Origin of the sequence: Micromonospora sp. WMMB482 (assembly GCF_019038635.1) — a bacterium.
GTDB classification, from domain to species: Bacteria; Actinomycetota; Actinomycetes; order Mycobacteriales; family Micromonosporaceae; genus Micromonospora; species Micromonospora marina.
In genome coordinates this window covers 1333643-1356996 of sequence record NZ_JAHOPD010000020.1, presented here as the reverse complement: position 1 = coordinate 1356996, position 23354 = coordinate 1333643, and the positions used below count along the sequence as shown (strand labels likewise).

At 72.3% G+C, this 23354-nt stretch carries 21 protein-coding genes; 14 read left to right on the top strand and 7 right to left on the bottom strand.

All coding sequences use genetic code 11. The annotated features are described in order from the left end of the window. The gene (locus tag KSK32_RS07180; protein ID WP_216929705.1) at positions 1–1098 is read right to left on the bottom strand and encodes an LCP family protein; all 1098 of its coding nucleotides are present in this window, start codon (positions 1096–1098) and stop codon (positions 1–3) included. A 141-nt stretch (positions 1099–1239) separates the two neighbouring features. Between KSK32_RS07180 and KSK32_RS07175 the strand changes: the two genes are divergently transcribed. Then, positions 1240–2922 carry an FAD-dependent oxidoreductase gene (locus tag KSK32_RS07175; RefSeq protein ID WP_216929704.1) on the top strand — a complete coding sequence of 561 codons (1683 nt, stop codon included), beginning with the start codon at positions 1240–1242 and terminating at the stop codon, positions 2920–2922. Here the strand turns inward: KSK32_RS07175 and KSK32_RS07170 are convergent. Further along, positions 2919–3932 (bottom strand): Brp/Blh family beta-carotene 15,15'-dioxygenase, encoded by a 1014-nt coding sequence (locus KSK32_RS07170; RefSeq protein ID WP_216929702.1) that lies wholly within the window; start codon positions 3930–3932, stop codon positions 2919–2921. The genes KSK32_RS07175 and KSK32_RS07170 overlap by 4 nt on opposite strands. Continuing rightward, positions 3929–4639, bottom strand: coding sequence for a bacteriorhodopsin (locus KSK32_RS07165; RefSeq protein WP_216929700.1), 711 nt, complete (start codon positions 4637–4639; stop codon positions 3929–3931). The genes KSK32_RS07170 and KSK32_RS07165 overlap by 4 nt, the downstream gene beginning before the upstream one ends. Before the next feature lie 116 nt (positions 4640–4755). Here KSK32_RS07165 and KSK32_RS07160 point away from each other — a divergent pair, with 116 nt between their 5' ends. After that, on the top strand, positions 4756–5634 hold the full coding sequence (locus KSK32_RS07160) for a bacteriorhodopsin (protein ID WP_216929698.1): 879 nt from the start codon (positions 4756–4758) through the stop codon (positions 5632–5634). A gap of 11 nt (positions 5635–5645) precedes the next feature. Next, a complete protein-coding gene (guaA, locus tag KSK32_RS07155) occupies positions 5646–7202 on the top strand; it encodes a glutamine-hydrolyzing GMP synthase (protein ID WP_216929696.1) in 1557 nt (518 codons plus the stop codon). Positions 7203–7208: 6 nt separating this feature from the next. On the opposite strand, the gene KSK32_RS07150 is transcribed toward guaA, so the two are convergent. Continuing rightward, positions 7209–7556 carry a PspC domain-containing protein gene (locus tag KSK32_RS07150; protein ID WP_216929694.1) on the bottom strand — a complete coding sequence of 116 codons (348 nt, stop codon included), beginning with the start codon at positions 7554–7556 and terminating at the stop codon, positions 7209–7211. Between the two features lie 144 nt (positions 7557–7700). Here KSK32_RS07150 and KSK32_RS07145 point away from each other — a divergent pair, with 144 nt between their 5' ends. The 3 genes from KSK32_RS07145 to KSK32_RS07135 all read left to right on the top strand — a co-directional run bounded on the left by KSK32_RS07145 (position 7701) and on the right by KSK32_RS07135 (position 10937). Continuing rightward, positions 7701–8648, top strand: coding sequence for an NUDIX hydrolase (locus KSK32_RS07145; RefSeq protein WP_216929692.1), 948 nt, complete (start codon positions 7701–7703; stop codon positions 8646–8648). Positions 8649–8768: 120 nt separating this feature from the next. Beyond that, a complete protein-coding gene (locus KSK32_RS07140; RefSeq protein ID WP_216929690.1) occupies positions 8769–9680 on the top strand; it encodes an NUDIX hydrolase in 912 nt (303 codons plus the stop codon). Positions 9681–10025: 345 nt separating this feature from the next. Beyond that, on the top strand, positions 10026–10937 hold the full coding sequence (locus tag KSK32_RS07135; RefSeq protein WP_216929688.1) for a phosphatidylcholine/phosphatidylserine synthase: 912 nt from the start codon (positions 10026–10028) through the stop codon (positions 10935–10937). A gap of 57 nt (positions 10938–10994) precedes the next feature. Here the strand turns inward: KSK32_RS07135 and KSK32_RS07130 are convergent, their stop codons facing one another. From KSK32_RS07130 to KSK32_RS07120, 3 genes are all read right to left on the bottom strand, one after another. Next, positions 10995–12242 carry a phosphatidylserine decarboxylase gene (locus tag KSK32_RS07130; protein ID WP_216929687.1) on the bottom strand — a complete coding sequence of 416 codons (1248 nt, stop codon included), beginning with the start codon at positions 12240–12242 and terminating at the stop codon, positions 10995–10997. A gap of 157 nt (positions 12243–12399) precedes the next feature. After that, positions 12400–12795 (bottom strand): hypothetical protein, encoded by a 396-nt coding sequence (locus KSK32_RS34895; RefSeq protein ID WP_289256512.1) that lies wholly within the window; start codon positions 12793–12795, stop codon positions 12400–12402. Positions 12796–12815: 20 nt separating this feature from the next. Continuing rightward, positions 12816–14756 carry a PspC domain-containing protein gene (locus KSK32_RS07120; protein WP_216929683.1) on the bottom strand — a complete coding sequence of 647 codons (1941 nt, stop codon included), beginning with the start codon at positions 14754–14756 and terminating at the stop codon, positions 12816–12818. A 175-nt stretch (positions 14757–14931) separates the two neighbouring features. Between KSK32_RS07120 and KSK32_RS07115 the strand changes: the two genes are divergently transcribed. The 8 genes from KSK32_RS07115 to KSK32_RS07085 all read left to right on the top strand — a co-directional run bounded on the left by KSK32_RS07115 (position 14932) and on the right by KSK32_RS07085 (position 23283). Beyond that, positions 14932–16182, top strand: coding sequence for an ATP-binding protein (locus KSK32_RS07115; protein ID WP_216935877.1), 1251 nt, complete (start codon positions 14932–14934; stop codon positions 16180–16182). A gap of 1 nt (position 16183) precedes the next feature. Continuing rightward, positions 16184–16861, top strand: a complete 678-nt coding sequence (locus KSK32_RS07110) for a response regulator transcription factor (RefSeq protein ID WP_091041022.1) — start codon at positions 16184–16186, stop codon at positions 16859–16861. Between the two features lie 586 nt (positions 16862–17447). Then, positions 17448–18170, top strand: a complete 723-nt coding sequence (locus KSK32_RS34505; protein WP_308163647.1) for an ABC transporter substrate-binding protein — start codon at positions 17448–17450, stop codon at positions 18168–18170. Continuing rightward, positions 18113–19090, top strand: coding sequence for an ABC transporter substrate-binding protein (locus KSK32_RS07105; RefSeq protein ID WP_308163787.1), 978 nt, complete (start codon positions 18113–18115; stop codon positions 19088–19090). The genes KSK32_RS34505 and KSK32_RS07105 overlap by 58 nt, the downstream gene beginning before the upstream one ends. A 144-nt stretch (positions 19091–19234) precedes the next feature. Continuing rightward, a complete protein-coding gene (locus KSK32_RS07100) occupies positions 19235–20161 on the top strand; it encodes an ABC transporter permease (protein ID WP_216929680.1) in 927 nt (308 codons plus the stop codon). Between the two features lie 75 nt (positions 20162–20236). Beyond that, entirely contained in the window at positions 20237–21220 is a 984-nt protein-coding gene (locus tag KSK32_RS07095; RefSeq protein WP_216929678.1) for an ABC transporter permease, read from the top strand. Positions 21221–21245: 25 nt separating this feature from the next. After that, on the top strand, positions 21246–22274 hold the full coding sequence (locus KSK32_RS07090; protein ID WP_216935876.1) for an ABC transporter ATP-binding protein: 1029 nt from the start codon (positions 21246–21248) through the stop codon (positions 22272–22274). Next, positions 22267–23283, top strand: a complete 1017-nt coding sequence (locus tag KSK32_RS07085) for an ABC transporter ATP-binding protein (RefSeq protein WP_216929676.1) — start codon at positions 22267–22269, stop codon at positions 23281–23283. The genes KSK32_RS07090 and KSK32_RS07085 overlap by 8 nt, the downstream gene beginning before the upstream one ends. Positions 23284–23354: the final 71 nt, after the last annotated feature.

Genomic DNA, 23354 nt, shown 5'->3' with positions numbered 1-23354 from the left:
TCAGTTCCTGACGCGCAGCGACGGGTGGGCGGCCAGGAACGCGTCGGCCCGCCCGCCGCGCAGCGCGGTGAGGAAGTCACGGCCGAGCGGCTTGAGCTGCTCGCCCCGGTAGGCGCCGCCGCTGCTCACCCCGGCGCCGGGCAGCACGACCAGCGTGAGCCGGTCCGCCGGCAGGCCGCCCAGGGCGTACGCGAAGTCGATCAGCTGCCGGCCGCCGGCGTACACCAGGGTCCGGCCCAGCGCGGCCACCACCTGCTCGACCCGCTGCGGGTCGCGGGCGGTGCCCTGGTCGAGGATCTTGCGGGCCAGTGCCCGGAGCAGCTGCTGCTGGTGCCGCTGCCGGGTGTAGTCGCCGCCGGCGGTGTAGCGCTGCCGCGCGTAGTCGAGCGCCTGCCAGCCGGTCAGGTGCCGGGTGCCCTTCTCGTAGACCATCTGCGGCCCGACGTACCCGCCGCCGGTCAGCGTCCGCATGGTGCCGTCCGGGCGGCGGTGCCGGGAGGCGACCCGCTGGTCCACGTAGAGGTCCACCCCGCCGAGCGTGTCCACCAGCTTGTCGAAACCGCCGAACGTGATCACCGCCCCGGCGTCGATGCGCAGCCCGGTGTAGCGGGCGACGGTGGTGCGCAGCAGCTCGTACCCCTGGGCCGTGCTGGGGTTGGCCTTGTCGCCCGGCACCCGGCTGCCGTAGCTCATCGCGTGGGTGAGCTTGGTCCGGCCGCCCGGGTAGCGGGCCTTCGGGTAGGCGGGGATGTCCACCACCAGGTCGCGGGGGAGCGAGAACAGGTACGCCCGGTCCAGCCCGACGGGTACGTGCAGCAGCAGCACGGCGTCGGCGTGCGGCTCCCAGCCGGGGATGCTGACCCGGGTGTCGACGCCGACGAGCAGCAGGTTGAGGGGGCCCTTCAGGTCGGCGCCGGGCGGAGGTGCCGGGCTGGCGGTGGTCGGGGCGGGCGTGGGCGGGGCCGGCGGCGCGGTGGCCGGGCCGGTGGCCGGGGCGGCCGGACGGTTCGCCACCAGCCGGGTGGTGACCACCGCTCCGGTGGCGACCAGCAGCGCCGCCACCAGTACGGCCAGCCCCAGCAGGCGTCGTCTCGTCACGTTCGTTCCTCCCCGTGGAGTTCGACGCGCCACGGGCCGCCGGAGGTTGCAGCGGCGGGAATCCCGGCGAATCGAGCGCTCTGCATGATCTGCGAAAAACACTCGCTGGCGCCATAGCTACCGGTCGGTAATGATGCGTTCATGCGTTATGACGTGCTCGTCATCGGTTCGGGCTTCGGCGGCAGCGTCACCGCGCTCCGGCTGGCCGAGAAGGGCTACACGGTGGGCGTCCTGGAGGCGGGGCGGCGCTTCGCCGACGACGAGTTCCCGCGCACGTCCTGGCGGGCGCGGCGGTTCCTGTGGGCGCCCCGGCTCGGCTGCTTCGGGCTCCAGCGGATCACGCTGCTGCGCTCGGCCGACCGCAAGACCGGCGGCGGCGTGCTGGTGCTCTCCGGCGCCGGGGTCGGCGGCGGGTCGCTGGTCTACGCGAACACGCTCTACGAGCCGCTCGACGCGTTCTACGCCGACCCGCAGTGGCGGGACATCACCGACTGGCGCGACGAACTGGCGCGCCACTACGACCAGGCGAAGCGGATGCTCGGCGTCACCACGTACCCGATCGACACCCGCGCGGACCAGGCCGTACGCGCGGTGGCCGAGCGGATGGGGGTGGCGCACACCTACCACCCGACGCCGGTCGGGGTGCACATCGGGCGCCCCGGCGAGCGGGCGGCCGACCCGTACTTCGGCGGAGCCGGGCCGGACCGCACCGGGTGCAGCCACTGCGGATCGTGCATGACCGGCTGCCGGCACGGCGCCAAGAACACGCTCGTGAAGAACTACCTGTGGCTGGCCGAGCGCCTCGGTGTGCAGGTGCACCCGCTGACCACGGTGACCGCCGTCCGCCCCGACCCGGCCGGCGGCTACGCGGTGCACACCGAACGCACCGGCGCCTGGCTGCGCAAGCGGCGCGAGGTGATCCACGCCGACCAGGTGGTCTTCGCGGCCGGTGCACTCGGCACCCAGCGGCTGCTGCACGAGATGAAGGCGACCGGTGCGCTGCCGGCGCTCTCGCCCCGGCTGGGCGAGCTGACCCGGACCAACTCCGAGGCCATCCTCGGCGCCTCGGTGGCGTCCGGAGCGGCCCGCAGGCGCGGCCTCGACTTCACCGAGGGGGTGGCGATCACCAGCTCGTTCCACCCCGACCCGCAGACCCACATCGAGCCGGTCCGCTACGGCAAGGGCTCCAACGCGATGGGCCTGCTCCAGTCGCTGCTCGTCGACGGCGGTCCCCGCCGGGCCCGGCGCTGGCTGGGCAGCATCGTCCGGCAGCCCGCGCTGGCGGCACGGATGCTGTCGGTACGCCGCTGGTCCGAGCGCACCGTGATCGCGCTGGTCATGCAGTCGGTCGACAACTCGCTCACCACCCGCTACCGCAAGGGCCGGCTGGTCACCGGCCCCGGCCACGGCGCGCCCAACCCGACCTGGATCCCGGCCGGCAACACGGCGGCCCGGCTGCTCGCCGAGGAGATCGGCGGCACCCCAGGCGGTGCAGTCACCGAGCCGTTCAACATCCCGGTGACCGCGCACATCCTCGGCGGCGCGGTGATCGGGGCCACCCCGGACGACGGTGTGATCGACCCCTGGCACCGGGTGTACGGCCACCCGGGGCTGCACGTGGTGGACGGCGCGGCGGTCTCGGCGAACCTGGGCGTCAACCCGTCGCTGACGATCACCGCGCAGGCCGAGCGGGCCATGTCGTACTGGCCGAACCAGGGCGAGGCGGACCCGCGCCCGGCGCTCGGGTCGGCGTACACCCGGGTGGAGCCGGTCCCGCCGCGGCGGCCGGCCGTCCCCGCGCACGCCCCCGCCGCCCTGCGCTAGGCGGGCGAGCCGGCCGGCCGGCCGCGCCGGTCCAGCCAGGCGACCACAGCGGAATGCGGCACGGTCAGGGCGGCCAGCGCGGCGACCGTCACGGGCAGTGGATCGAACGGCCGTCCCGGCCACGTCGCCAGCGCCACCGGCACGGCCGCGGCGACCAGGGTGGGCAGGGCGGCGGCTCGGGCGAAGCGGCCCAGCGGCGCCCTCCACCGGCCGTCGGCCAGGTCGGACCGGTTGGCGGGGTGCGCGCGCAACAACCGGGAGACGTGCCGGGCGGAGTGCCAGGCGGCGAAGTACGTCCCGACGGCCAGCGCGGGTGGCACGGCGGCGAAGAGGGCGACGAGGAGGACCGGTTCGGCGGCGTCGAGGTGACGCCCGCCGCGCAGATCCCGCACGACCGTGACCGTGCCGGCGGCGACCAGGCATCCGAGAGCCAGGAGCCGCAGCCCGGGACTGAGCACCGCCGGTGCGCCGGGCGCGACCGCCGCCAGCAGCGGGTCCACCGTCTCGGGCCAGACCAGCAGCGGTACGACCACCGGTGGGCCGCCTCGGGCGAGCACTCCGGCTGGACGGTGGCGGACCGGTCGCCCGTCCCGTTCGGCGTGGAACGCCTCGTCCGCGGCGCCGAAGTGGATCACTGACAGGACGAGGAAGGCCAGCAGTGCCGGTGTCGGCGCGGCCTGGAACGCCACCAGGACCACGGCGGCGACGGCGGCGTAGCCGAGCGGCACGGCCAGCCGGGCCGCCGGTGACCGGGCCCGTGCGGAGCACCAACCGGGCACCAGATGGTCGACCGCTCCGTGTGGCAGGCCGGCGAGCAACCCGGCCAGAAGGTACGCGGGCGAGGTCCCCACGCCCGTGTGACGTGCCAGCGGTGCCAGGGCGAGCAGGCCGGCGACGGTCAGGACGGAGGCGTGCCCCGTACCGGCCGGCAGTCCGGTCGCAGCCCTCTCCGGCACGGCGGCCGGGAACCGGTGCCCCGAGGTGTGCGGGGGGCCGGTGGGTGTGGTCACGGCCGTCCCGCCACCGCGAGTTCGCTCCGTCGGGCGAGGCCGCGCAGCCGGGCCAGGTCGAAGGCGCCCCAGCCGACCTTGGACGCGACGGAGAGCAGCACGAACAGGGCGGTGTCGGTGGTCGGGGTGAGCAGGCCGACGCCGGACGGGCCGCCGAGCCAGATCAATGGGTACCCCAGCCAGAGGAGGGTCAGCAGCGCCGCCGCCTCCACGTACGCGTGGTGAAGCCCTTCGGGCTGGCGACGCGCGACGGACCGCAGCGGCCCCCAGATCACCGCGAAGATGCCCGACAGCGCCAGGCTGCCGAGGGTGAAGTACAGGTACCGGCTCCATGTCCCGGCGGCGAGATCGGCGAGAAGGCCGGCGGCGACCATGGTGACGTTCAGGCCGACCAGTGCGGCAGACAGCCCCAAGTGCCGGCCGGGCAGGGCGTGGGTGGCCGTGAGCGCGAGCGCGACGAGCAGGAGGGAGGCGCTGACCACCCAGTCGGCGTAGCGGGCCCAGTAGACCGGCTGGCCGCCGGGATCCGTCACCCGGCCGTCGCCGAGGGCCAGGACGGCGTACCAGAGGCCGGACCAGACGGGAACCGCGACCGCGACCTGGTACTCGATCGCGGGGACGCCGCAGGGCCGGGCCCACCACGCGAGGAAGAGCACAATTCCGCCTGCCATCGCGGCGACGTAGGACCACAACCACCAGCCGGTCACGCCGCGCTCCGGATGGAAGATCGGCAGTTCTCCGTCGGCGCCGCGCTCACCACCATACGGTAACGGCTGATAAGGGATTTATCTCCCAGTCTGGACAGCCGGAGGCGGGGCATCTGATGAACTTCGAGAACACCTTCTCGTACAACGTGGACCAGTTCACACTGATCTCCCACGTCCTCAGCCTGGGTTTCGCGGTGATGGCGGCCGGGCTGATCTACTTCCTGGCGACCCGTGGTTCGGTGGCGCCGCGTTACCAGCTCTCGTCAGTGCTCTCGGCCGTGGTGATGGTGTCGGCCTTCTTCGAGCTGCTCCTGCTCTACCAACGGTGGGTGGGGGCCTTCGAATGGGACGGCACGGCCTTCGTCCAGTCCGGCACCCTGTTCTCCAACGGCTACCGTTACGTCAACTGGTCGATCGACGTTCCGGTGCTGTTGATCCAGCTACTCGTGGTCCTGGGCGTGACGGGCCGCCGGTTCCACCTGACCTGGGTCGCATTCGTCGCCGGTGGGCTCGCCATGATCTACACCGGGTACGCGGGCCAGTTCCACGAGGTGCAGCGGTCGGCGCCGTTCTGGGTGTGGGGGCTGGTCAGCACCGTCTTCTTCGTGTTCCTGCTGGTTCTCGTCGCCCGGACCATCTTCGGCAGCCTGGACCGGCTGCCACCGACCGCGCGACCGCTGGCCCGCGGCGTGTGGTGGCTGGTGCTCGTGTCCTGGCTGCTCTACCCCGGTGCGTACCTCATGCCGGCCCTCTGGGACTCGGCCGACGGCGTGGTGGCGCGGCAGATCACCTACACGGTCGCGGACATCACCTCGAAGGTCGTGTACGGCGTCCTGCTCGGGATCATCGCCCGCCGGATCAGCGCGACCGAAGGCTATTCGCCCGCCGTGGCCGACGAGGTCGCCCTGCCCCGCGGGGGGATGACCGGCGGGGGCGGCGCGGCGGGCCGTGGCGGGCGGGGCGGTGAGCGCGGCGGGGCCGGTCACGGTCGGTAGGATCGTGGACCATGAGCACGCCTCGCCCCGTCCTCGTGGTGGACTTCGGAGCCCAGTACGCCCAGCTCATCGCGCGCCGCGTCCGCGAGGCGAAGGTCTACTCGGAGATCGTCCCGCATTCCATGCCGGTGTCCGAGATGCTGGCGAAGAACCCGGCCGCGATCATCCTGTCCGGTGGCCCGTCCAGCGTCTACGCACCGGGTGCGCCGCAGATCGACGCCGGGATGTTCGACGCCGGAGTGCCGGTCTTCGGCATCTGCTACGGCTTCCAGGCCATGGCCCAGGCGCTCGGCGGCACCGTGGCGCGCACCGGCAACCGCGAGTACGGCGGCACCCCGCTTCGCCCGCGCCTGACCGAGCCCGGCGTGCTGCTGCGCGACCTGCCGGCCGACCTGCCGGTCTGGATGAGCCACGGCGACTGCGTCACCGAGGCCCCGGAGGGTTTCACCGTCACCGCCGAGTCGGCGGGCGCCCCGGTCGCCGCGTTCGAGGACGTGGCCGGCCGCCGCGCCGGGGTGCAGTTCCACCCCGAGGTCGGGCACACCGCGCACGGCCAGGAGATGCTGACCCGCTTCCTGTACGACATCGCCGGCATCGAACCGACCTGGACGCCGTCGAACATCATCGACGAGCAGGTCGCCCGGATCCGCGAGCAGGTGGGCGACAAGGAGGTCATCTGCGGCCTCTCCGGCGGCGTCGACTCCGCGGTCGCCGCGGCGCTCGTGCACCGCGCCGTGGGTGACCAGCTCACCTGCGTGTTCGTGGACCACGGTCTGCTGCGGGCGGGTGAGGCCGAGCAGGTCGAGAAGGACTACGTGGCGGCGACCGGCATCAAGCTCAAGGTGGTCGACGCCCGGGAACGGTTCCTCGGCGCGCTCGCCGGGGTGATCGACCCGGAGCAGAAGCGCAAGATCATCGGGCGGGAGTTCATCCGCGTCTTCGAGGCCGCCGCCCGGGAGATCGCCGCGCACGGCGACGTGGAATACCTGGTGCAGGGCACGCTCTACCCGGACGTGGTGGAGTCCGGCGGCGGCACCGGCGCCGCCAACATCAAGAGCCATCACAACGTCGGCGGCCTGCCCGAGGACCTGAAGTTCTCCCTGGTCGAGCCGCTGCGGACGCTGTTCAAGGACGAGGTCCGCACGATCGGCCTGGAGCTGGGGCTGCCCGAGGCGATGGTGTGGCGGCACCCGTTCCCCGGCCCGGGTCTGGCCATCCGGATCATCGGCGCGGTCGACGAGGAGCGGCTCGCCGTGCTCCGCAGGGCCGACCTGATCGCCCGCCAGGAGTTGACCGCGGCAGGCCTGGACCGGGGCGTCTGGCAGTTCCCGGTGGTGCTGCTGGCCGACGTCCGCAGCGTCGGGGTGCAGGGCGACGGGCGCACCTACGGCCACCCGGTGGTGCTGCGCCCGGTCTCCAGCGAGGACGCGATGACCGCCGACTGGTCCCGGCTGCCCTACGACGTGGTGGCCCGGATCTCCACCCGGATCACCAACGAGGTCGCCGAGGTCAACCGCGTGGTCCTGGACGTCACCAGCAAGCCGCCGGGCACCATCGAGTGGGAGTGACGCGGCTCAGGCCGCGGGCGGCGCTCCGGCGTCCGGCCGCGGCGGCGTCTGCGGTCCGGCTCCGGGCTGCGGCGTGGCCGGCGGAACCGGCGGCCAGCCCGGCGCGGTGCCCGGCGGGTGCGGCCAGGCGGGCGCGCCGTCCGGCTCCTCGGGCATCAGGAACCACATGATCGGGTACGCGAGCGCGGCGAGCCCGCCGGTGAGCACCGTGGCGGTCGCGAAGATCACCCGGATCAGCGTGGGATCGGCGGCGAAGTAGCGGCCGAGGCCGCTCGCCACACCGGCGATCATGCGGTCGCTGACCGGCCGGCGGAGCTGCTTGTACGGGGCCTGGGAGGGGTTCGGGAAGGTCATGTGTCAACGGTCCCGCGCGCCGCGACGGGCGACCTCGGTGACCGCCCGGAGGTCTACCCCGAACCGTCCCTGAGACGCCAGCGGAGAGTCAGGAATCTGACTCTTTTCGATGTCGGTAACCCGCTCCGGGGAGAATTTGCTCCCGTGACCACCTCGCTGGAGCCGCTCCGCAGGATCGCGGCATACGCAGTCTGTGCTGACTCAAACGGCCGAGTGTTGCTGGTCCGCGCATCGGAGCGCTCCGGCACCCCCGGCACCTGGTCGCTCCCCGGAGGCGCGGTCGACCACGGTGAGGATCCCAAACACACTGTCGTCCGGGAGACCGCGGCCGAGACCGGGCTCTCGGTGGCGGTCGCCGGCCTCCAGGACGTGCTCGCCGACATGCGGGCGCTGCCCGAGCGGCGCATCACGATCCACACCGACCGGCTCCTCTACACGGTGTCGGTCCGCGGCGGGACGCTCACCGAGCGGGTCGGCCGCCCGACCGACCTGGCCCGCTGGTTCACCCTCGACGAGGCACGGGAGCTGCCGCTGCGGTCGTTCACCGCGCGCGCCCTGGGCCTGCCCACCTCCACCGACGACATCGTGCCGGAGGAGGTGCCCGAGTTCCCCTCGTTCTACGCCGTCCCCGGCCCGGACGGGTTGCACCGGGCGCAGCGCTTCGCCGCGTACGCGGTGGTGACCGACCCGGAGGAGCGGGTGCTGCTGACCCGGGTCTCCGACGGCTACCCGGGTGCCGGCTGCTGGCACCTGCCCGGCGGCGGCACCGACTACGGCGAGCAGCCGGGCGCGGCGCTGATCCGGGAACTGGTCGAGGAGACCGGCCAGACCGGCCGCCTGGTCGAGCTGCTCGGGGTGGCCAGCCACCGGGACGCCGCCTCGCTCGGCCCCGAGGGCTACCCGATCGACTGGCACGGCGTACGCGCGTTCTACCGGGTGGTGGTCGACCAGCCCGCGCCCCCCACCGTGGCCGACATCGGCGGCTCCACCTGCGAGGCCCGCTGGTTCCGCCGCGAGGAACTCGGCGCCCTCCCCACCGATCGCCTCACCGAGGTGACCGCCGAAGCGGTCCAGGCCGCCCACCTTCTCTAGAGACCGACCCCGCTCACACCCGCGCCCCACCCCGGCGATCATGAAGTTGACGGCGCGAAATGTCCGCCTCGGTACCGCTAACCTCATGATCGACGGTGTGGGCGCGGGGAGGGGCGGGCTGTGGAGCAGCGGCGGCGGGTCGGGGCCTACGGGGTGCTACGGGACTCCGAAGGGCGGGTGCTGCTGGCGCGTGGCGCGGCTAGGTGCCCGTACCCGGGGGTGTGGCAGGTGCCCGGCGGCGGCGTCGAGCATGCCGAGCACCCGGCCGACACGGTGGTACGCGAGTTCGCCGAGGAGACCGGTCTCACCGTCGCGCCCGGCGCGATCCGGGCCGCTGTCGCCGACGTGACCGCGTTCCGCGCCGAGAACGTCGCGATGCACACGGACCGGTTGATCTTCGAGGTCGAGGCGCGGGGCGGGCGGCTGCGGCCCGAGCCGGCCGGTGGCACCGACGAGGTGGGCTGGTTCACGCCCCAGGAGGCAGCCGTCCGGCCGCTGATGCCGTTCACCGCCGAGCTGCTCGGCCTGCCGGTGTCCCCGCTGCCGGCCGGCCTGCCCCGGGGCCTGCCCGTCGACCCGGCCGGACCGGCCGCCGACCGCCGGCAGCGCTTCGCCGCGTACGGGCTGGTCACCGACCCCGCCGACCGGGTGCTGCTCACCATGATCGCCGACGGTTATCCGGGCGCGGGGCGCTGGCACCTGCCCGGGGGCGGCACCGACCACGGCGAGCAGCCGGCCGCCGGGCTGCTGCGCGAGCTGGTCGAGGAGGCCGGGCAACTGGGCCGGGTGGTCGACCTGATCGCCGTGGACAACCTGCACAACCCGGCCGCGCTCGGTCCGGAGGGCCGCCCGCTGGACTGGCACGGCGTCCGGGTGATCTACCGGGTACGCGTGGACGCGCCGACCGACGGGGTGGTGACCGAGCTGGCCGGCGGTTCCACCGCACGGGCCGCCTGGTTCGCCCCGGAGCAGGTCACGGGTCTGTCGATGACCGGCGTGGCCGCCCGGGCCATCGGGCGGCGGGTGACCTGAATCGCTCGCCGAGCCGCCCTGGGTGACCTCCGGTACAGTCGGAAGTACGGCTGACCGACGAAAACGGGCGTTGAGGCCCGAGATGGGAATGAGTGGGCGGTTCGCGCGGTTAAGGGAGATATAAGTACCGCCGGCAGCTATCGCCAAGCCCCTGTCCCCTGTGCAATGGTGTACTCCGCAAAAGGGCTGCCGGACCCGAAAGGTCCGGCACGAGACAGCCGGACACCCGCCCCGAAGTGGGCGGCCAGCCGATCCGGTGATGGAGGAAACGTGCCGAGAGCCCCATGGCGCCGGCGTCGTACGACTGACAGTCCGCGCCCCGCAGGGCGTCGCTGGGCGGGCAGGTTGCGCCGCAGCAGTACGTTCGCCCGCCAGGTGCTGCTGGTCCGCGTGGGCCGCCGGGACGGCGCGACCGTCTCGGGGACCGACCGGGTCACCCCCGACCACCGCTACGCCGACCGCCAGCGCCTCCGCTACGGCCGGCTCGACACCGACATCGAGGCGGTACGCCCGATCAGCCCGGCGCTCGCCCCGGCGACACCCGTCGACGAGTCCCCGGCGATGTCGATCCCGCTCCTGCCGGGTGAGCGCACCGCCGCCCGCCGGGCCAAGTTCGCACTCGTCAACGCGTGCACGCTGAGCAGCCTCATGCTCGGCATGCTGGCCATCTTCCTGGCCATGCGCGGTGATGTGCAGATCGCCGCGATCTGCCTGATCGCGTGCGTCGCGTTCGACGGCCTCGACGGCGCGCTGGCCCGCAAGCTCGGTGTGGCCAGCCCGTTCGGCGCGCAGATGGACTCGCTCGCCGACATGTGCTCGTTCGGCCTCGCCGCGCCGGTCGTGGTCTACGCCTCGCTGGCCGGTTCGGTGCCGCCGGCGGCCGCCGCGGTCTCCTGCGCGCTCGTCGCCGGCTGCGCCGCGGTCCGGCTCGCCCGGTTCAACGTCTCGCCGAAGGACGGCCGCTTCTTCTGCGGCGTGCCGACCACCATGGCGGCGGCGGTGCTCGCCCTGACCGTGGCCATCGGGGTGCCGGTCTCCGGCCTGATCATGGTGGCCGGCGTGGCGCTGCTCGCCTTCGCCATGGTGTCCAGCTTCCCGTACGCCAAGCTCGCCCGGCTGCTGAAGCTGCCGCCGTGGCTCTGGCTGGCCCCGGTGATCGGCGCGCTCGTCGACATCCGGCTCACCTTCGCCCTCGTGGTGGTGGGCTACCTGGTCAGCGGGCCGCTGCTCTGGCTGCACCAGCGCCGTACCGCCTGAGCCGAGAACGACAGAAGGGGCGCCGCAGCAGCGGCGCCCCTTCCTCGTGTCCGGCGCTCAGCGCCAGCGGGCGATCACCGTCGCGCCGCCGACCACCTTGTCGCCCGGACCGACCAGCGGGTCCGCCGCGTCGGCCGGCAGGTAGACGTCGGTACGCGAGCCGAACCGGATCAGCCCGAAGCGCTCACCCCGGGCCAGCAGCGAACCCACTGGCGCCCGCTGCACGATCCGGCGGGCGATCAGCCCGGTGCGCTGCGCCACCACCACGGTGCCGTGGTCGGTGTCCAGCACCGTGTACGCCGCCACGTTGTGCTCGGCGTCCGGCTTCATGGCGTTGACGAACCCGCCGTCGGCGACGAAGTAGTCGACCACCTTGCCGGCCACCGGCGCACGGTTGACGTGCACGTCCAGCACCGACAGGAAGACCGCGATCCGCAGCCACTCGCCGTCACCGAAGCGTTCGTCCTGAAGGCGCTGTACGGACAGCACCTGACCGTCCGCCGAGGCGACGACTGCCGACGGATCCTCCGGCACGTCCCGCTCCGGGTCACGGAAGAACGCGGCCACCGGCGCCGCGGCCAGCGCCGGAAGCAGCCAGAGCTTCGACTTCGGCCGCGTGGCCCGGGCCAGGGCGGCCAGGCCGAGCGTGATGCCGGCCGCGGCCACCCCGTTCGAGTCGATGTGCATGCCCCGGGTCAGCGGCACGCTCGACGGCCGGTACGCCGGGGACAGCGAGGCCGCGAGCGCGACCGGAGCCGGGGTGAACCGCAGGTGGTGCACGCGTACCGGCGGGGTGTTGCGCAGTACCAGGTCGGTGCGGACGCCGTGCAGCACACCCTGCCGGTCCAGCTCGCCGTCGGCGCCCCCGGTGCGGAACAGCGGCGCGGCGACACTCAGCACCGCGCCCTCGGCGAGGTATTTCGCCAGCCCGTCGATCGCGACGCGCGCCTCGTCCGCGGTGCCGGTGAACGGCTCGGCGACGACCACCACCGCGGCGGCGTCGGCCTCGGCGAGGGTGTCGGCCACGCGTACCCGGTCGGCGACCCAGCGGCCCTGCGCGGTCACGTGTTCGCGCAGCGCGGCCGCGGCGGCGCCCTCCGCCGGCACCACGGTGAGCCGGTCGCCGGGGAGCAGCGCCTCGATCGCGGCGGCCAGCACCGCGGACTCCGGCGTCGCGCCGACCAGCAGGCCGGCCTTCGGGTCGTTACGCCGGGCGAACTCGCTGACGAGCGTGCGGGCGGCGCGCTCGCCGATGCGGACCGCACCGGAGGGACCGGTGACGCGCGCGGCGGGGGACTGGGTCATGTCGGACGGGCTCCTGACGAGATAGCGAACGGACGCCGGCGGCTCCGGCGACCCGACCGGCGGCTCCGGCATGGTCGGGGTGTGCAGGCCGGCCGGCGGAGGCGAGATCTCCGCCGACCAGCATAGGCCGCGTCCGAAGGTCGCCGCAGTGGCGCGGTCAGGCCGGATCCCCCGGCGTACGGCGCTGCGGAGCCGCCTCGTCGCCCGGTGGATCGAGCGGCGGCAGTTCGCGAGTGGCCGGCTCCGCGGACTCGGTGGTGGCCTCGGTGGCCCTCTCGTCGGCGCCACCGGCCGTCCCCGTGCCACCGGCCGTCCCCGTGCCGGCGTCCGGGGAGCCGTACGGCGCCGAGACCGTGACCTCGGGCGCGGACTGCGGCGCGGGCTGCTCGGGTGTGCGGCCCGAGCGCAGCGCGCCGATCAGTCCGATCAGTCCGATCAGCACCAGTCCACCGGCCAGGAACCAGCCGACCGGGGGTACGGAGAGGCCGAGGATCCGGGCCAGCAGCCACCAGACGGACAGGCCGAGGAAGACGAGTCCGAAAGCGAACGACACGACATCGGTACGGTGTGCCTTCACCGGGTCACCTCCAGCTTGCCGGCGTTCACGTGGACGTAGAGGCGCAGCTTGCCGCCACCGGGACCGTCGGCGCCCGGGTCGGTGGTCTCCCACTGACGACCGCCGAGCCCGCCGCTGCGCCGGCCGAAGACCGTGGCGTCGCCGGCGTTCACGTCGGCCACCGTGGTCACGTCGACGTCCGGCGGTACGACAACTGTCGCGTTACCGAGGTTCACGTCGACGGTCACCTGGACGTCCTGCTTGTCGAAGTCGATCCCGCGCAGGTCGAGTGTCGCGTCACCGAGGTTGTTCTCGTACCGGTTCGCCAGGTCGCGCAGGTCGGTCGGGGCCCAGGTGACGTTGCCGTCGATGCCGCGTACCCGGTCGTAGGACTCGGCGACAGTGGCGATGCCGAGCGCCGCCGCGGTCACCAGGCCAAGGGCGATCAGCCAGCGGGCCCGGCCGAACCAGGTGCCGACGAGCAGGCCGAGGCCGATGGTGGCGAGCACCGCGGCGAAGTAGCCGGCGGCGCCGACCGGGAAGACGTCGAGCAGGTCGAGCATGGCCACCACGCCGAGCGCCAGGAAGATCAGCGAGAACGTGATCGCGCCGAGCGGCGAGCGCTCCTTGGGCCGCTTGGGCGGTCGCGGCGGCCGGCCCGGTGGCGGGACGGGCGGCGAACCGGCGTAGGGGCCGTGCGGGGCGAACGGCGGCCGGTAACCGCCGGGCGGCAGCGGTGCGCCCACCGGCGCGGGCGGCGGCACGGCAACCGGCTCCTCCAGCCGGGCGCCCGCCTCGCGCGCGCCCGGCCAGGCCGGGTCTGCGCCGTAGGCCGGCCAGGTGGCGGTGTCGGCGACCGGGCCGGTCACCTGCCGCATCGCGACGGTCGTGGGTTCGGACGGGCCCGGCCGGGTGCCGGCCGCGGCGGGCCAGCCCGGCGCCGGCAGCGTCGGGTAGCCGGTGGCGGGCCCGGCGTGGCCCGGCTCGCGGGCCGCGCCGGACGTGGCCGGGTGATCCGGCTCGGACCCCGGCACCGGCGGGTAGCCGGGCTCGGACATGGACGCCGGGGGGTAACCCGGCTCGGGCGGGGGCACCGGCGGGTGGCCCGGATCGGACGCGGGCGCCGAGGACACGGACGCCGGGGGGTAGCCCGGCTCGGGCGGGGGCACCGGCGGGTAACCGGGCTCGGCGGGCCGGCCGCTGGACGGCGCGGCCCCGGGGGGTACCGGCGGCACGGCCGGTCCGGCCGGTCCGGCCGGTGTGCCGGTCCACTGTGCCGCGGGGGGAGCCGCGGTCCAGGTACCCGGCGCTGGGGCCGGCGGCGCGGGCCAGGCCACCGGTGGCACCGGGCCCGGCGGGGGACCGTGCGGCGGCGCCGGCTGGGCCGGGCGCTGTCCCGGGCCGCGCTGCTCGCGGTTGAGCAGAAGCGCGCCGCCGATCAGGATCACCGCGCCGAGCAGGATCGCCCGGAACCCGTCGGTGACGACGTAGGCGAAGCCGAGCGCCACCACGATGCCGAGCACGATCACCGTGATCGGGGACATGCTGGACCGGCCCCGGCCGAGCATGGCCTCCACCGGTGATGCGGTGTCGCCCTCGCCGGGGATGATCAACCAGCCGGCGACGTACACGATGATCCCGATGCCGCCGAAGAAGCCGAGCACGGCCAGCAGCACACGCCACAGCACCGGGTCGGTGTTCGTGGCCCGGCCGATGGCGGCGCACACCCCGGCCAGGTAGCGGCCCTCACGAGGGCGTACCAGGCCGTACCGGGTGGTGAAGCCGGCGGCGCCGGGCGGTGGGGCGTACCCACCGGGTGGCGGACCGGCGGACGGCGAGCCACCGCCGGGCGGCGGGGCCGCCTGGTCGGTGGTGGGCGCCGCTCCCGGCGGGGGCGGCGGCGGGGCGTCCTGTGCCGCCGCCCAGGGGCGGGGCGGACGGGCGGCGTCCTCGTTCATGCCTTCGATACTGCTGCCCCGGCGGCCCGAGCAGCCTCCGGACCCGACCCTGACCCCACCCTGATATCCACCGCCGGTGAAACTCCGGGGCGTCCCCGTGGTCCGGGGCGTCGCGGCCGTGTGACGATCGGAGCGTCGGCGCCGCCGGCACGCCGCCTCGACCTGGGAGTCTCCGATCAGCAGCACCCCCGCCCCGCACGCCCCGCGCCTCTACCGGGCCACCGACCACCGGCTGGCCGCCGGGGTGGCCGCGGGCATCGCCGAGCACCTGGGCATCCCGGTGCTGCGGGTGCGGATGGCGTTCATGGTGCTGCTCGGGCTCAGCGGTCTCGGGTTGCTGCTCTACGCCGCCTTCTGGGCGGTGGTCCCGCCCCGGCCCGGCGACACCGCCGTCCCGCCCCGCCGTGACCTCAACCAGCTGCTGCCGTTCGTGGCGATCGGGCTCGGCGTGCTGCTGCTCCAGGTGTTCGCGTTCAACTCGGTGGGCGCGGCCGGCACCGCCGGCTGGCTGGTGGCGATCATCGCGGTCGGCGCGGGCGTCATCTGGCACCAGTCCGCCCCGGAGCGGCGCCGGCAGTGGGGCGACGCGGCGGTGCCCTGGCTGGGCGCGGTGGTGGAGGAGAGTGACAGGCGCGCGTTCGTGCTGCGCTTCATCGGCGGCGGTGTGCTCGTCGCGGTCGGCATCATCGGCGTGGCCGCCGTCTATTCGCCGGCGCAGAACTTCGACGCCGTGCTCAACGGCGTGATCTTCGCGCTGGTCGGGCTGGCCGGCGTGGGTGTGGTCACCGGTCCGGTGCTCTGGCGCACCTGGAACCAGCTCCGCTCCGAGCGGGAGGGCCGCATCCGGGAGCAGGAGCGCGCCGAACTGGCCGCGATGGTGCACGACCAGGTGCTGCACACGCTGGCCCTGATCCAGCGCAACGCCAGCGACGTCAAGACGGTGCAGCGGCTGGCCCGCGGCCAGGAGCGCTCGCTGCGCAACTGGCTCTACAAGCCGACCGCCTCGCCCACCGAGCGCTTCGCGGCCGCCCTGGAGCAGGCCGCCGCCGAGGTGGAGGACACGTTCGCCATCACCGTCGAGGTGGTGGTGGTCGGCGACCGGGAGACCGACGAGCGGGTGGGTGCGATCGTGGCCGCCGCCCGGGAGGCCCTGGTCAACGCGGCCCGGCACGCCGGTGTGCAGACCGTGTCGCTGTACGCCGAGGTGGAGCCGGAGCAGGTGAGCGTGTTCGTCCGGGACCGGGGCAAGGGCTTCGACCCGGATACGGTGGAGAATCACCGGCACGGCGTCCGGGGCTCGATCATCGGGCGGATGAAGCGGCACGGCGGCCGGGCGGAGATCCGGTCCGAGCCGGGGGAAGGGACCGAGGTCCGGCTGATCCTGCCGATCAGCGGCTCCGGCTCCACGGCGGAAAGGGACAGGTGACATGTCCGAGCAGGAACCGGTCGAGGCTACGGCGCCCCGCGGGCCGCTGCGGGTGTTCCTCGTCGACGACCACGCGATGTTCCGGGCCGGCGTCCGTGCCGAGCTGGGCACCCGCGTGGAGGTGGTCGGCGAGGCCAGCTCGGTGGCCGAGGCGGTGACCCGGATCGCGGCCACCGCGCCGGACGTGGTGCTGCTCGACGTGCACATGCCCGACGGCGGCGGTCGCGCGGTGCTGGAGGCGATGCGGCGTACCCATCCGCAGGTGCGGTTCCTGGCGCTGAGCGTCTCCGACGCCGCCGAGGACGTGATCGGCCTGATCCGCGCCGGCGCGCGGGGGTACGTCACGAAGACGATCTCGCCGGAGGAGCTGACCGACGCGATCCGCCGGGTGGCCGACGGCGACGCGGTGTTCAGCCCGCGGCTGGCCGGGTTCGTGCTCGACGCGTTCGCCTCCCGGCCGGACGCGCCGGTGGCCGACCCGGAGCTGGACCAGCTCACCAACCGGGAGCGCGAGGTGCTGCGGCTGCTGGCCCGGGGGTACGCGTACAAGGAGATCGCCAAGGAGCTGTACATCTCGATCAAAACGGTCGAGACGCACGTCTCCAACGTGCTGCGCAAGCTCCAGATGTCGAACCGGTACGAGCTGTCCCGCTGGGCCGCCGACCGCCGGCTGGTCTAGGAATCCGACGTCCGCCCAGGGGCGGGGCCTCGGCGGCCTCGTACCCCCGGGTGCCCGTGCCGCCCGCTCAGTCGGCATGGCATCATCCGGACGGACAAAAAACGCGACAGTCGCGCGTCCGCCGGAGGTGCCGAGGCCGGCGCGGTCAACGTCACAGCCTCCCGTGCCGCAGGGACGTCCGTCGACCTGTCTGTGCCCGTCTTGCCTGTTCAGGGCCCTATCGTCCGTACTCTTTGTGATCTTTTCTCAAGTATCGGCAACGTGGCGAGCAACTAACGGCTTGATAACGGCACCTTCACGGAAAGGGCCGGTTGGTGTCACAGTGGCAGCACCTCACCCCCCGGTGTGAGGCATCTTGTCGGGCCTGCCGACCACGTGACGCCGTGTTCAACGCCGCCGCGTGGGCGACGGTCCTGCGCGATGTCTCGTCCAGGGTGTGGCGCCCGGCGGATCGGTACCCCTGGGGTGTCCCGAATTCCTCTGCGGTAAACCGGCGTCCTGCGGTTCGGGTCGCCGGTGGTGTCACCCCCAAGACGTGCGTGAAACTCACGACGGAACCAGGTTAAGAAAGAGGAGGCCCCTCGGAATGAGAGTCTCGAAGCGGGCGAGCGGCGCGCTCGCGGTGGGCGCGGCATTCGCGCTCGTCGCGTCCGGCTGCTCCAGCGGGAACAACGACGGCGGCGACGCCGGCGCCAGCAGCGACGGCGCGATCGTCATCGACGGCACCCAGCCGGAGAACCCCCTGGTTCCGGCGAACACCACCGAGACCGGTGGTGGCGCGATCATCGACTGGATGTGGAGCGGTCTGGTCGAGTACCCCAACAACGGTGGGGCGCCGCAGAACCTGCTCGCCGAGTCGATCGACACGACCGACTCGAAGGTCTTCAAGATCAAGATCAAGCAGAACACCAAGTTCCACGACGGCACCACCGTCAAGGCCGAGAGCTTCGTCAAGGCCTGGAACTGGGCGGCCTACGGCCCGAACGGCGCGCAGAACGCCTCCTTCTTCTCCGACATCCAGGGCTTCGACGAGGTCTACACCGAGGACCCGGACGGCCCGGACGGCCCGAAGAAGGCCCCGGAGCCGAAGGCCAAGGAGATGTCCGGCCTGAAGGTCGTCGACGACTGGAACTTCGAGGTCACGCTCGCCGCGCCGACCTCCGTGTTCCCGACCAAGCTCGGCTACAGCGCCTTCGTGCCGCTGCCGGACGCGTTCTTCTCGTCCACCCGGCGGACTTCGGCAAGAAGCCGATCGGTAACGGCCCGGTCAAGCTCGTCTCCTGGCAGGACGACGTCGAGATCAAGCTGACCCGCTTCGACGACTACAGCCTGCGCGACAAGATGAAGATCAAGGACGTCACCGTCAAGATCTACCAGGACGACACGGCGGCGTACAACGACCTGCTCGCCGGTAACCTGGACTTCCAGCAGCAGGTTCCGGTCTCCGCGCTGGCCGGCGAGAAGTGGAAGACCGACCTGGGCGAGCGGGCTCTGTCCTCGACCACCCCGTCGACCGGCATCATCGCCTTCCCGATCTACGACAAGCGCTTCCAGAACCCGAAGCTGCGCAAGGCGATCTCGCTGTCCATCGACCGGCAGTCGATCACCGACAAGATCTTCTTCGGTACCCGCAAGCCGGCCGACAGCTGGGCCAACCCGCTGACCCCGGGCGCCGAGCCGGGCAACTGCACCTCCTGCAAGTTCGACGTGGCCCAGGCCAAGCAGCTGTACGCCGAGTCCGGTGGCTTCCAGGGCCGGCTGACCCTGTCGTACAACGCGGACGCCAGCCACAAGGAGTGGATGGAGGCCGTCGCCCAGCAGATCAAGACCAACCTGGGCATCGACGCGGTCGCCGTCGGCGTGCCGACCTTCGCGGTCTTCCGCGCCAACATCAACGCCTACAAGATGACCGGCGCCTACCGGGCCGGCTGGCAGCAGGACTACCCGGACGTCGAGAACTGGATCAACCCGCTCTACGTCACCGGCGGTTCCTCGAACGACGGCAAGTACAGCAACCCGCAGGTGGACGCCCTCGCCAAGGAGGCCACCGCGGCCCCCAGCCTCGAGGAGGCCCACCAGAAGTTCGCTGAGGCCGTCAAGCTGATCGACCAGGACGTCCCCTCCATGCCGATCTACTTCGGTGGCCAGCAGTCCGGCCACTCGGAGAAGATCAAGAAGGTGGAGCTGACCAACGTCGGCGAGCTCGACATCACCTCGGTCGAGCTCTGATCCGAACGGTCTGACCCCGGGTCGGGCTCGCCTACCGGTGAGCCCGACCCGGGGCCGTTCCGCGAGGGGGTGTACAACGAACCCCTCGCATGTTGTCGTCGCCGCGCCGGCTCACCCGGCGCTCCCTGTCTGGAGGACCACCCCATGGGCCGTTATCTCTTGAGACGGCTGCTGCAACTCGTGCCGGTGTTCATCGGCACGACGTTCCTGATCTACTGGCTCGTCTGGTCCGTGCCCGGTGACCCCTTCGCCGGCAAGTGCGGCGATCGCGGTTGCCCGCCCAACTACCGGGCCATGATGACCGAGAAGTACAACCTCGACGAGTCGATCTGGGTGCAGTACGCCAGCTACATGAAGAACCTCTTGCAGGGGGACTTCGGTATCACGTTCGGCGGTCGCGAGATCAGCGACATCATCGCCACGTCGTACCCGAACACCCTGAAGCTGGCGGTGGTCGCCCTCGCGATCGAGGCCGTGATCGGTCTCGGCGCGGGCATCCTCACCGGTCTGCGGCGCAACGGCTTCCTGGACAACCTGGTCCTGATCTCCACGCTCTTCCTCATCGCCCTGCCGGTCTTCGTCATCGGCTTCGTGCTGCAGTGGGTGCTGGGCGTCAAGTGGGGCATCATCAACCCGACCGTGTCCAACGAGATGCGCTTCAGCGAGCTGATCGTGCCCGGCTTCGTGCTCGGCAGCGTGTCGATGGCGTACGTGGCGCGGGTCGCGCGGACGAGCATCGCCGAGAACCGGCGTGCCGACTACGTCCGCACCGCGATCGCCAAGGGCCTGCCGATGCGCCGGGTGGTCGGCGTGCACCTGCTGCGCAACTCGCTCATCCCGGTGGTCACCCTGCTCGGCACCGACCTCGGCGCCCTGATGGGTGGCGCGATCGTGACCGAGGGCATCTTCGGCATCAACGGCATCGGCCGCCAGGTGCTCCGCTCGATCGTGACGAAGGAGAGCGCTACCGTTGTCGGCATCGTGGTGGTGCTGGTGCTCGTCTATCTCATCATGAACCTGGTGGTCGACCTGCTCTACGCCGCCCTCGACCCGAGGATCCGCTATGAGTGACCGCCGTAGCGAACGAATCGTCCCAGCAGGCTGCGCGGGTAACCACGCCCGCGCCGAGCGCAGCGAGGTGCGGGCATGAGTGACCCGAATACCGCGTCGGTCGTGACGACCCCGCCCGCGACCATGCCCACCGAGGCCGGGTCGGGCGCGCCCACCAACGCCGGCCTCCCGGAGAGCGCCAAGCAGCAGAAGCCCCGCGGCCTGCTCGGCGACGCCTGGATGGACCTGCGTCGCAAGCCGCTGTTCTGGATCTCGGCGACGCTCATCCTGGTGTTCATCGTGATGGCCGCCTTCCCGTCGCTGTTCACCTCCGGCGACGCGGTCAACGGCACGCTGGAGCGCAGCCGGGTCGAGCCGTCGTCGGCCGCCTGGTTCGGCTACGACGTGCAGGGCCGCGACGTCTACGCCCGGGTCATCTACGGCGCCCGCGCCTCGATCGTGGTCGCGGTGGTCTCCACCCTCCTGACGCTGTTCGTCGGTGGCGCGATGGGCATCATCGCCGGCTACCGCGGCGGCTGGGTGGACGCGCTGCTCTCCCGCATCGCGGACATCTTCTTCGGCCTGCCGTTCGTGCTCGGCTCGATCGTCATCCTGACCACGTTCAACGGGTCCGGCACCGACAACGGCGAGTGGACGATCATGGGCCTGGTGATCATGTCCCTGAGCGTGCTGACCTGGCCGGTCGTGATGCGGCTGATGCGCTCCTCGGTGCTCGCCACCAAGGAGGCCGACTACATCGTCGCGGCCCGTGCGCTGGGTGCCGGCACCGGCCGGATCATCCTCAAGCACCTGCTGCCGAACTGCCTGGCTCCGCTGCTGGTCTACGGGACGATCATGGTCGGCTCGTTCATCGGCGCCGAGGCCACGCTCTCGTTCCTGGGCATCGGCCTGAAGACCCCCGTGGTCTCCTGGGGCATCATGATCAGCGAGGCGCAGAACTACATCCGGGTCTCGCCGTACCTGCTGTTCTTCCCCGCCGCGTTCCTCGTCACCGCAGTGCTGAGCTTCGTCATGCTCGGCGAGGCGGTCCGCGAGGCCCTCGACCCGAAGCTCCGATAGGGGAACTGAGTTGTCCGACATTCTCGTGTCCGAGCAGTCCGCGCCGGGCGCCGACGGATCCGGCCGCTCCTCGGGCCGCCTGCTCGAGGTCGACGACCTGCGGGTGGAGTTCCGCACCCGGGACGGCGTCGCCAAGGTCATCAACGGAGTCACGTACCACGTCGACGCGGGGGAGACCCTCGCCGTGCTCGGCGAGTCCGGCTCCGGTAAGAGCGTCACCGCGCAGACCATCATGGGCATCCTGGACACCCCGCCCGGGTTCGTCACCGATGGGCAGGTCCGCTTCCACGGCAAGGACATGCTCACCATGTCCCCCGAGCAGCGGCGGCGGATCCGGGGCGAGGGCATCGCCATGATCTTCCAGGACTCGCTCTCGGCCCTCAACCCGGTTTTCACAGTCGGCTTCCAGATCGCCGAGCAGTTCCGCATCCGGCGCGGCATGAGCCGCTCGGACGCCAAGAAGCGCGCGATCGAGATGCTCGACCAGGTGAAGATCCCCAACGCCAAGGGCCGGTTCAGCAACTACCCGCACCAGTTCTCCGGCGGTATGCGGCAGCGCGCGATGATCGCCATGTCGCTGGCGCTGGACCCCGAGGTGCTGATCGCCGACGAGCCGACCACCGCGCTGGACGTGACAGTGCAGGCCCAGATCATGGATCTGCTCGGCGAACTCCAGCGGGAACGGCAGATGGGCATGATCCTGATCACCCACGACCTCGGCGTGGTCGCCGACGTCGCGGACCGGATCGCGGTCATGTACGCCGGGCGGATCGTCGAGGAAGCCGACGTCTACGACCTGTACCGCAAGCCGGCACACCCGTACACGCTCGGCCTGCTCAACTCGATCCCGCGGATGGACGAGAAGGGGCAGGAGCTCCGCACCATCAAGGGCCTCCCGCCGAACCTGATGAACATCCCGCCGGGCTGTGCGTTCAACCCGCGCTGCCCGATGGCGCAGCCGGTGTGCCGGGAGAAGGTCCCGCCGCTGCTGCAACTGGGCAACGGCCGGGCCAGCGCCTGCCACTTCGCCGAGGAACTGGTGAACCGTGACTGAGAACATCATCGAGGTTCGTGACCTGGTCAAGCACTACCCCGTGACCCGGGGCGTGGTGTTCAAGAAGACCATCGGCCACGTCAAGGCCGTCGACGGCGTCTCGTTCGAGCTGAAGGCCGGCGAGACGCTCGGCGTGGTCGGCGAGTCCGGCTGCGGCAAGTCGACGCTGGCCCGGGTGCTGATGAACCTGGAGAAGCCGACCGCCGGTCAGGTGCTCTACAAGGGCCAGGACATCTCCAAGCTCTCCGGTGGTGCGCTGCGGCGGCTGCGCCGGCAGATCCAGCTGGTCATGCAGGACCCGTACACCTCGCTGAACCCCCGGATGACGGTGGGTGACCTGATCGGCGAGCCGTTCGAGATCCACCCCGACGTGGCTCCGCGCGGCAGCCGGCGCACCAAGGTCAAGGAGCTGCTCGACCTGGTCGGCCTCAACCCGGAGCACATCAACCGGTACCCGCACCAGTTCTCCGGCGGCCAGCGGCAGCGCATCGGCATCGCCCGGGCGCTGGCGCTGCGGCCCGAGGTGATCGTCTGCGACGAGCCGGTGTCGGCCCTGGACGTCTCGATCCAGGCCCAGGTGATGAACCTGCTGGAGAAGCTCCAGGCCGAGTTCGGGCTGTCGTACGTCTTCATCGCCCACGACCTGTCCGTGGTGCGGCACCTCTCCGACCGGGTAGCCGTGATGTACCTGGGCAAGATGGTGGAGATCGGCACCGAGGACGAGATCTACGAGCGGCCGACCCACCCGTACACCCAGGCGCTGCTGTCGGCGGTGCCGGTGCCGGACCCGACCGTGCGGGAGAGCAAGGCGATCATCCGGCTCCAGGGCGACGTGCCCTCGCCGGTCAGCCCGCCCTCGGGCTGCCGGTTCCGCACCCGGTGCTGGAAGGCGCAGGACGTCTGCGCCCAGGAGGTGCCGCTGCTTCAGATCCGGCCGGGCTCGGACCACCCGAGCGCCTGCCACTTCGCGGAGAAGCGGGAGATCGTCGGCACCCACGAGGTGGCCTGATCCGTTCGGACCGCCTGCCGGCGTCAGCTCGACGCCGGCAGGCGGTCCGTCGTATCCGGGGGCGTGTCACC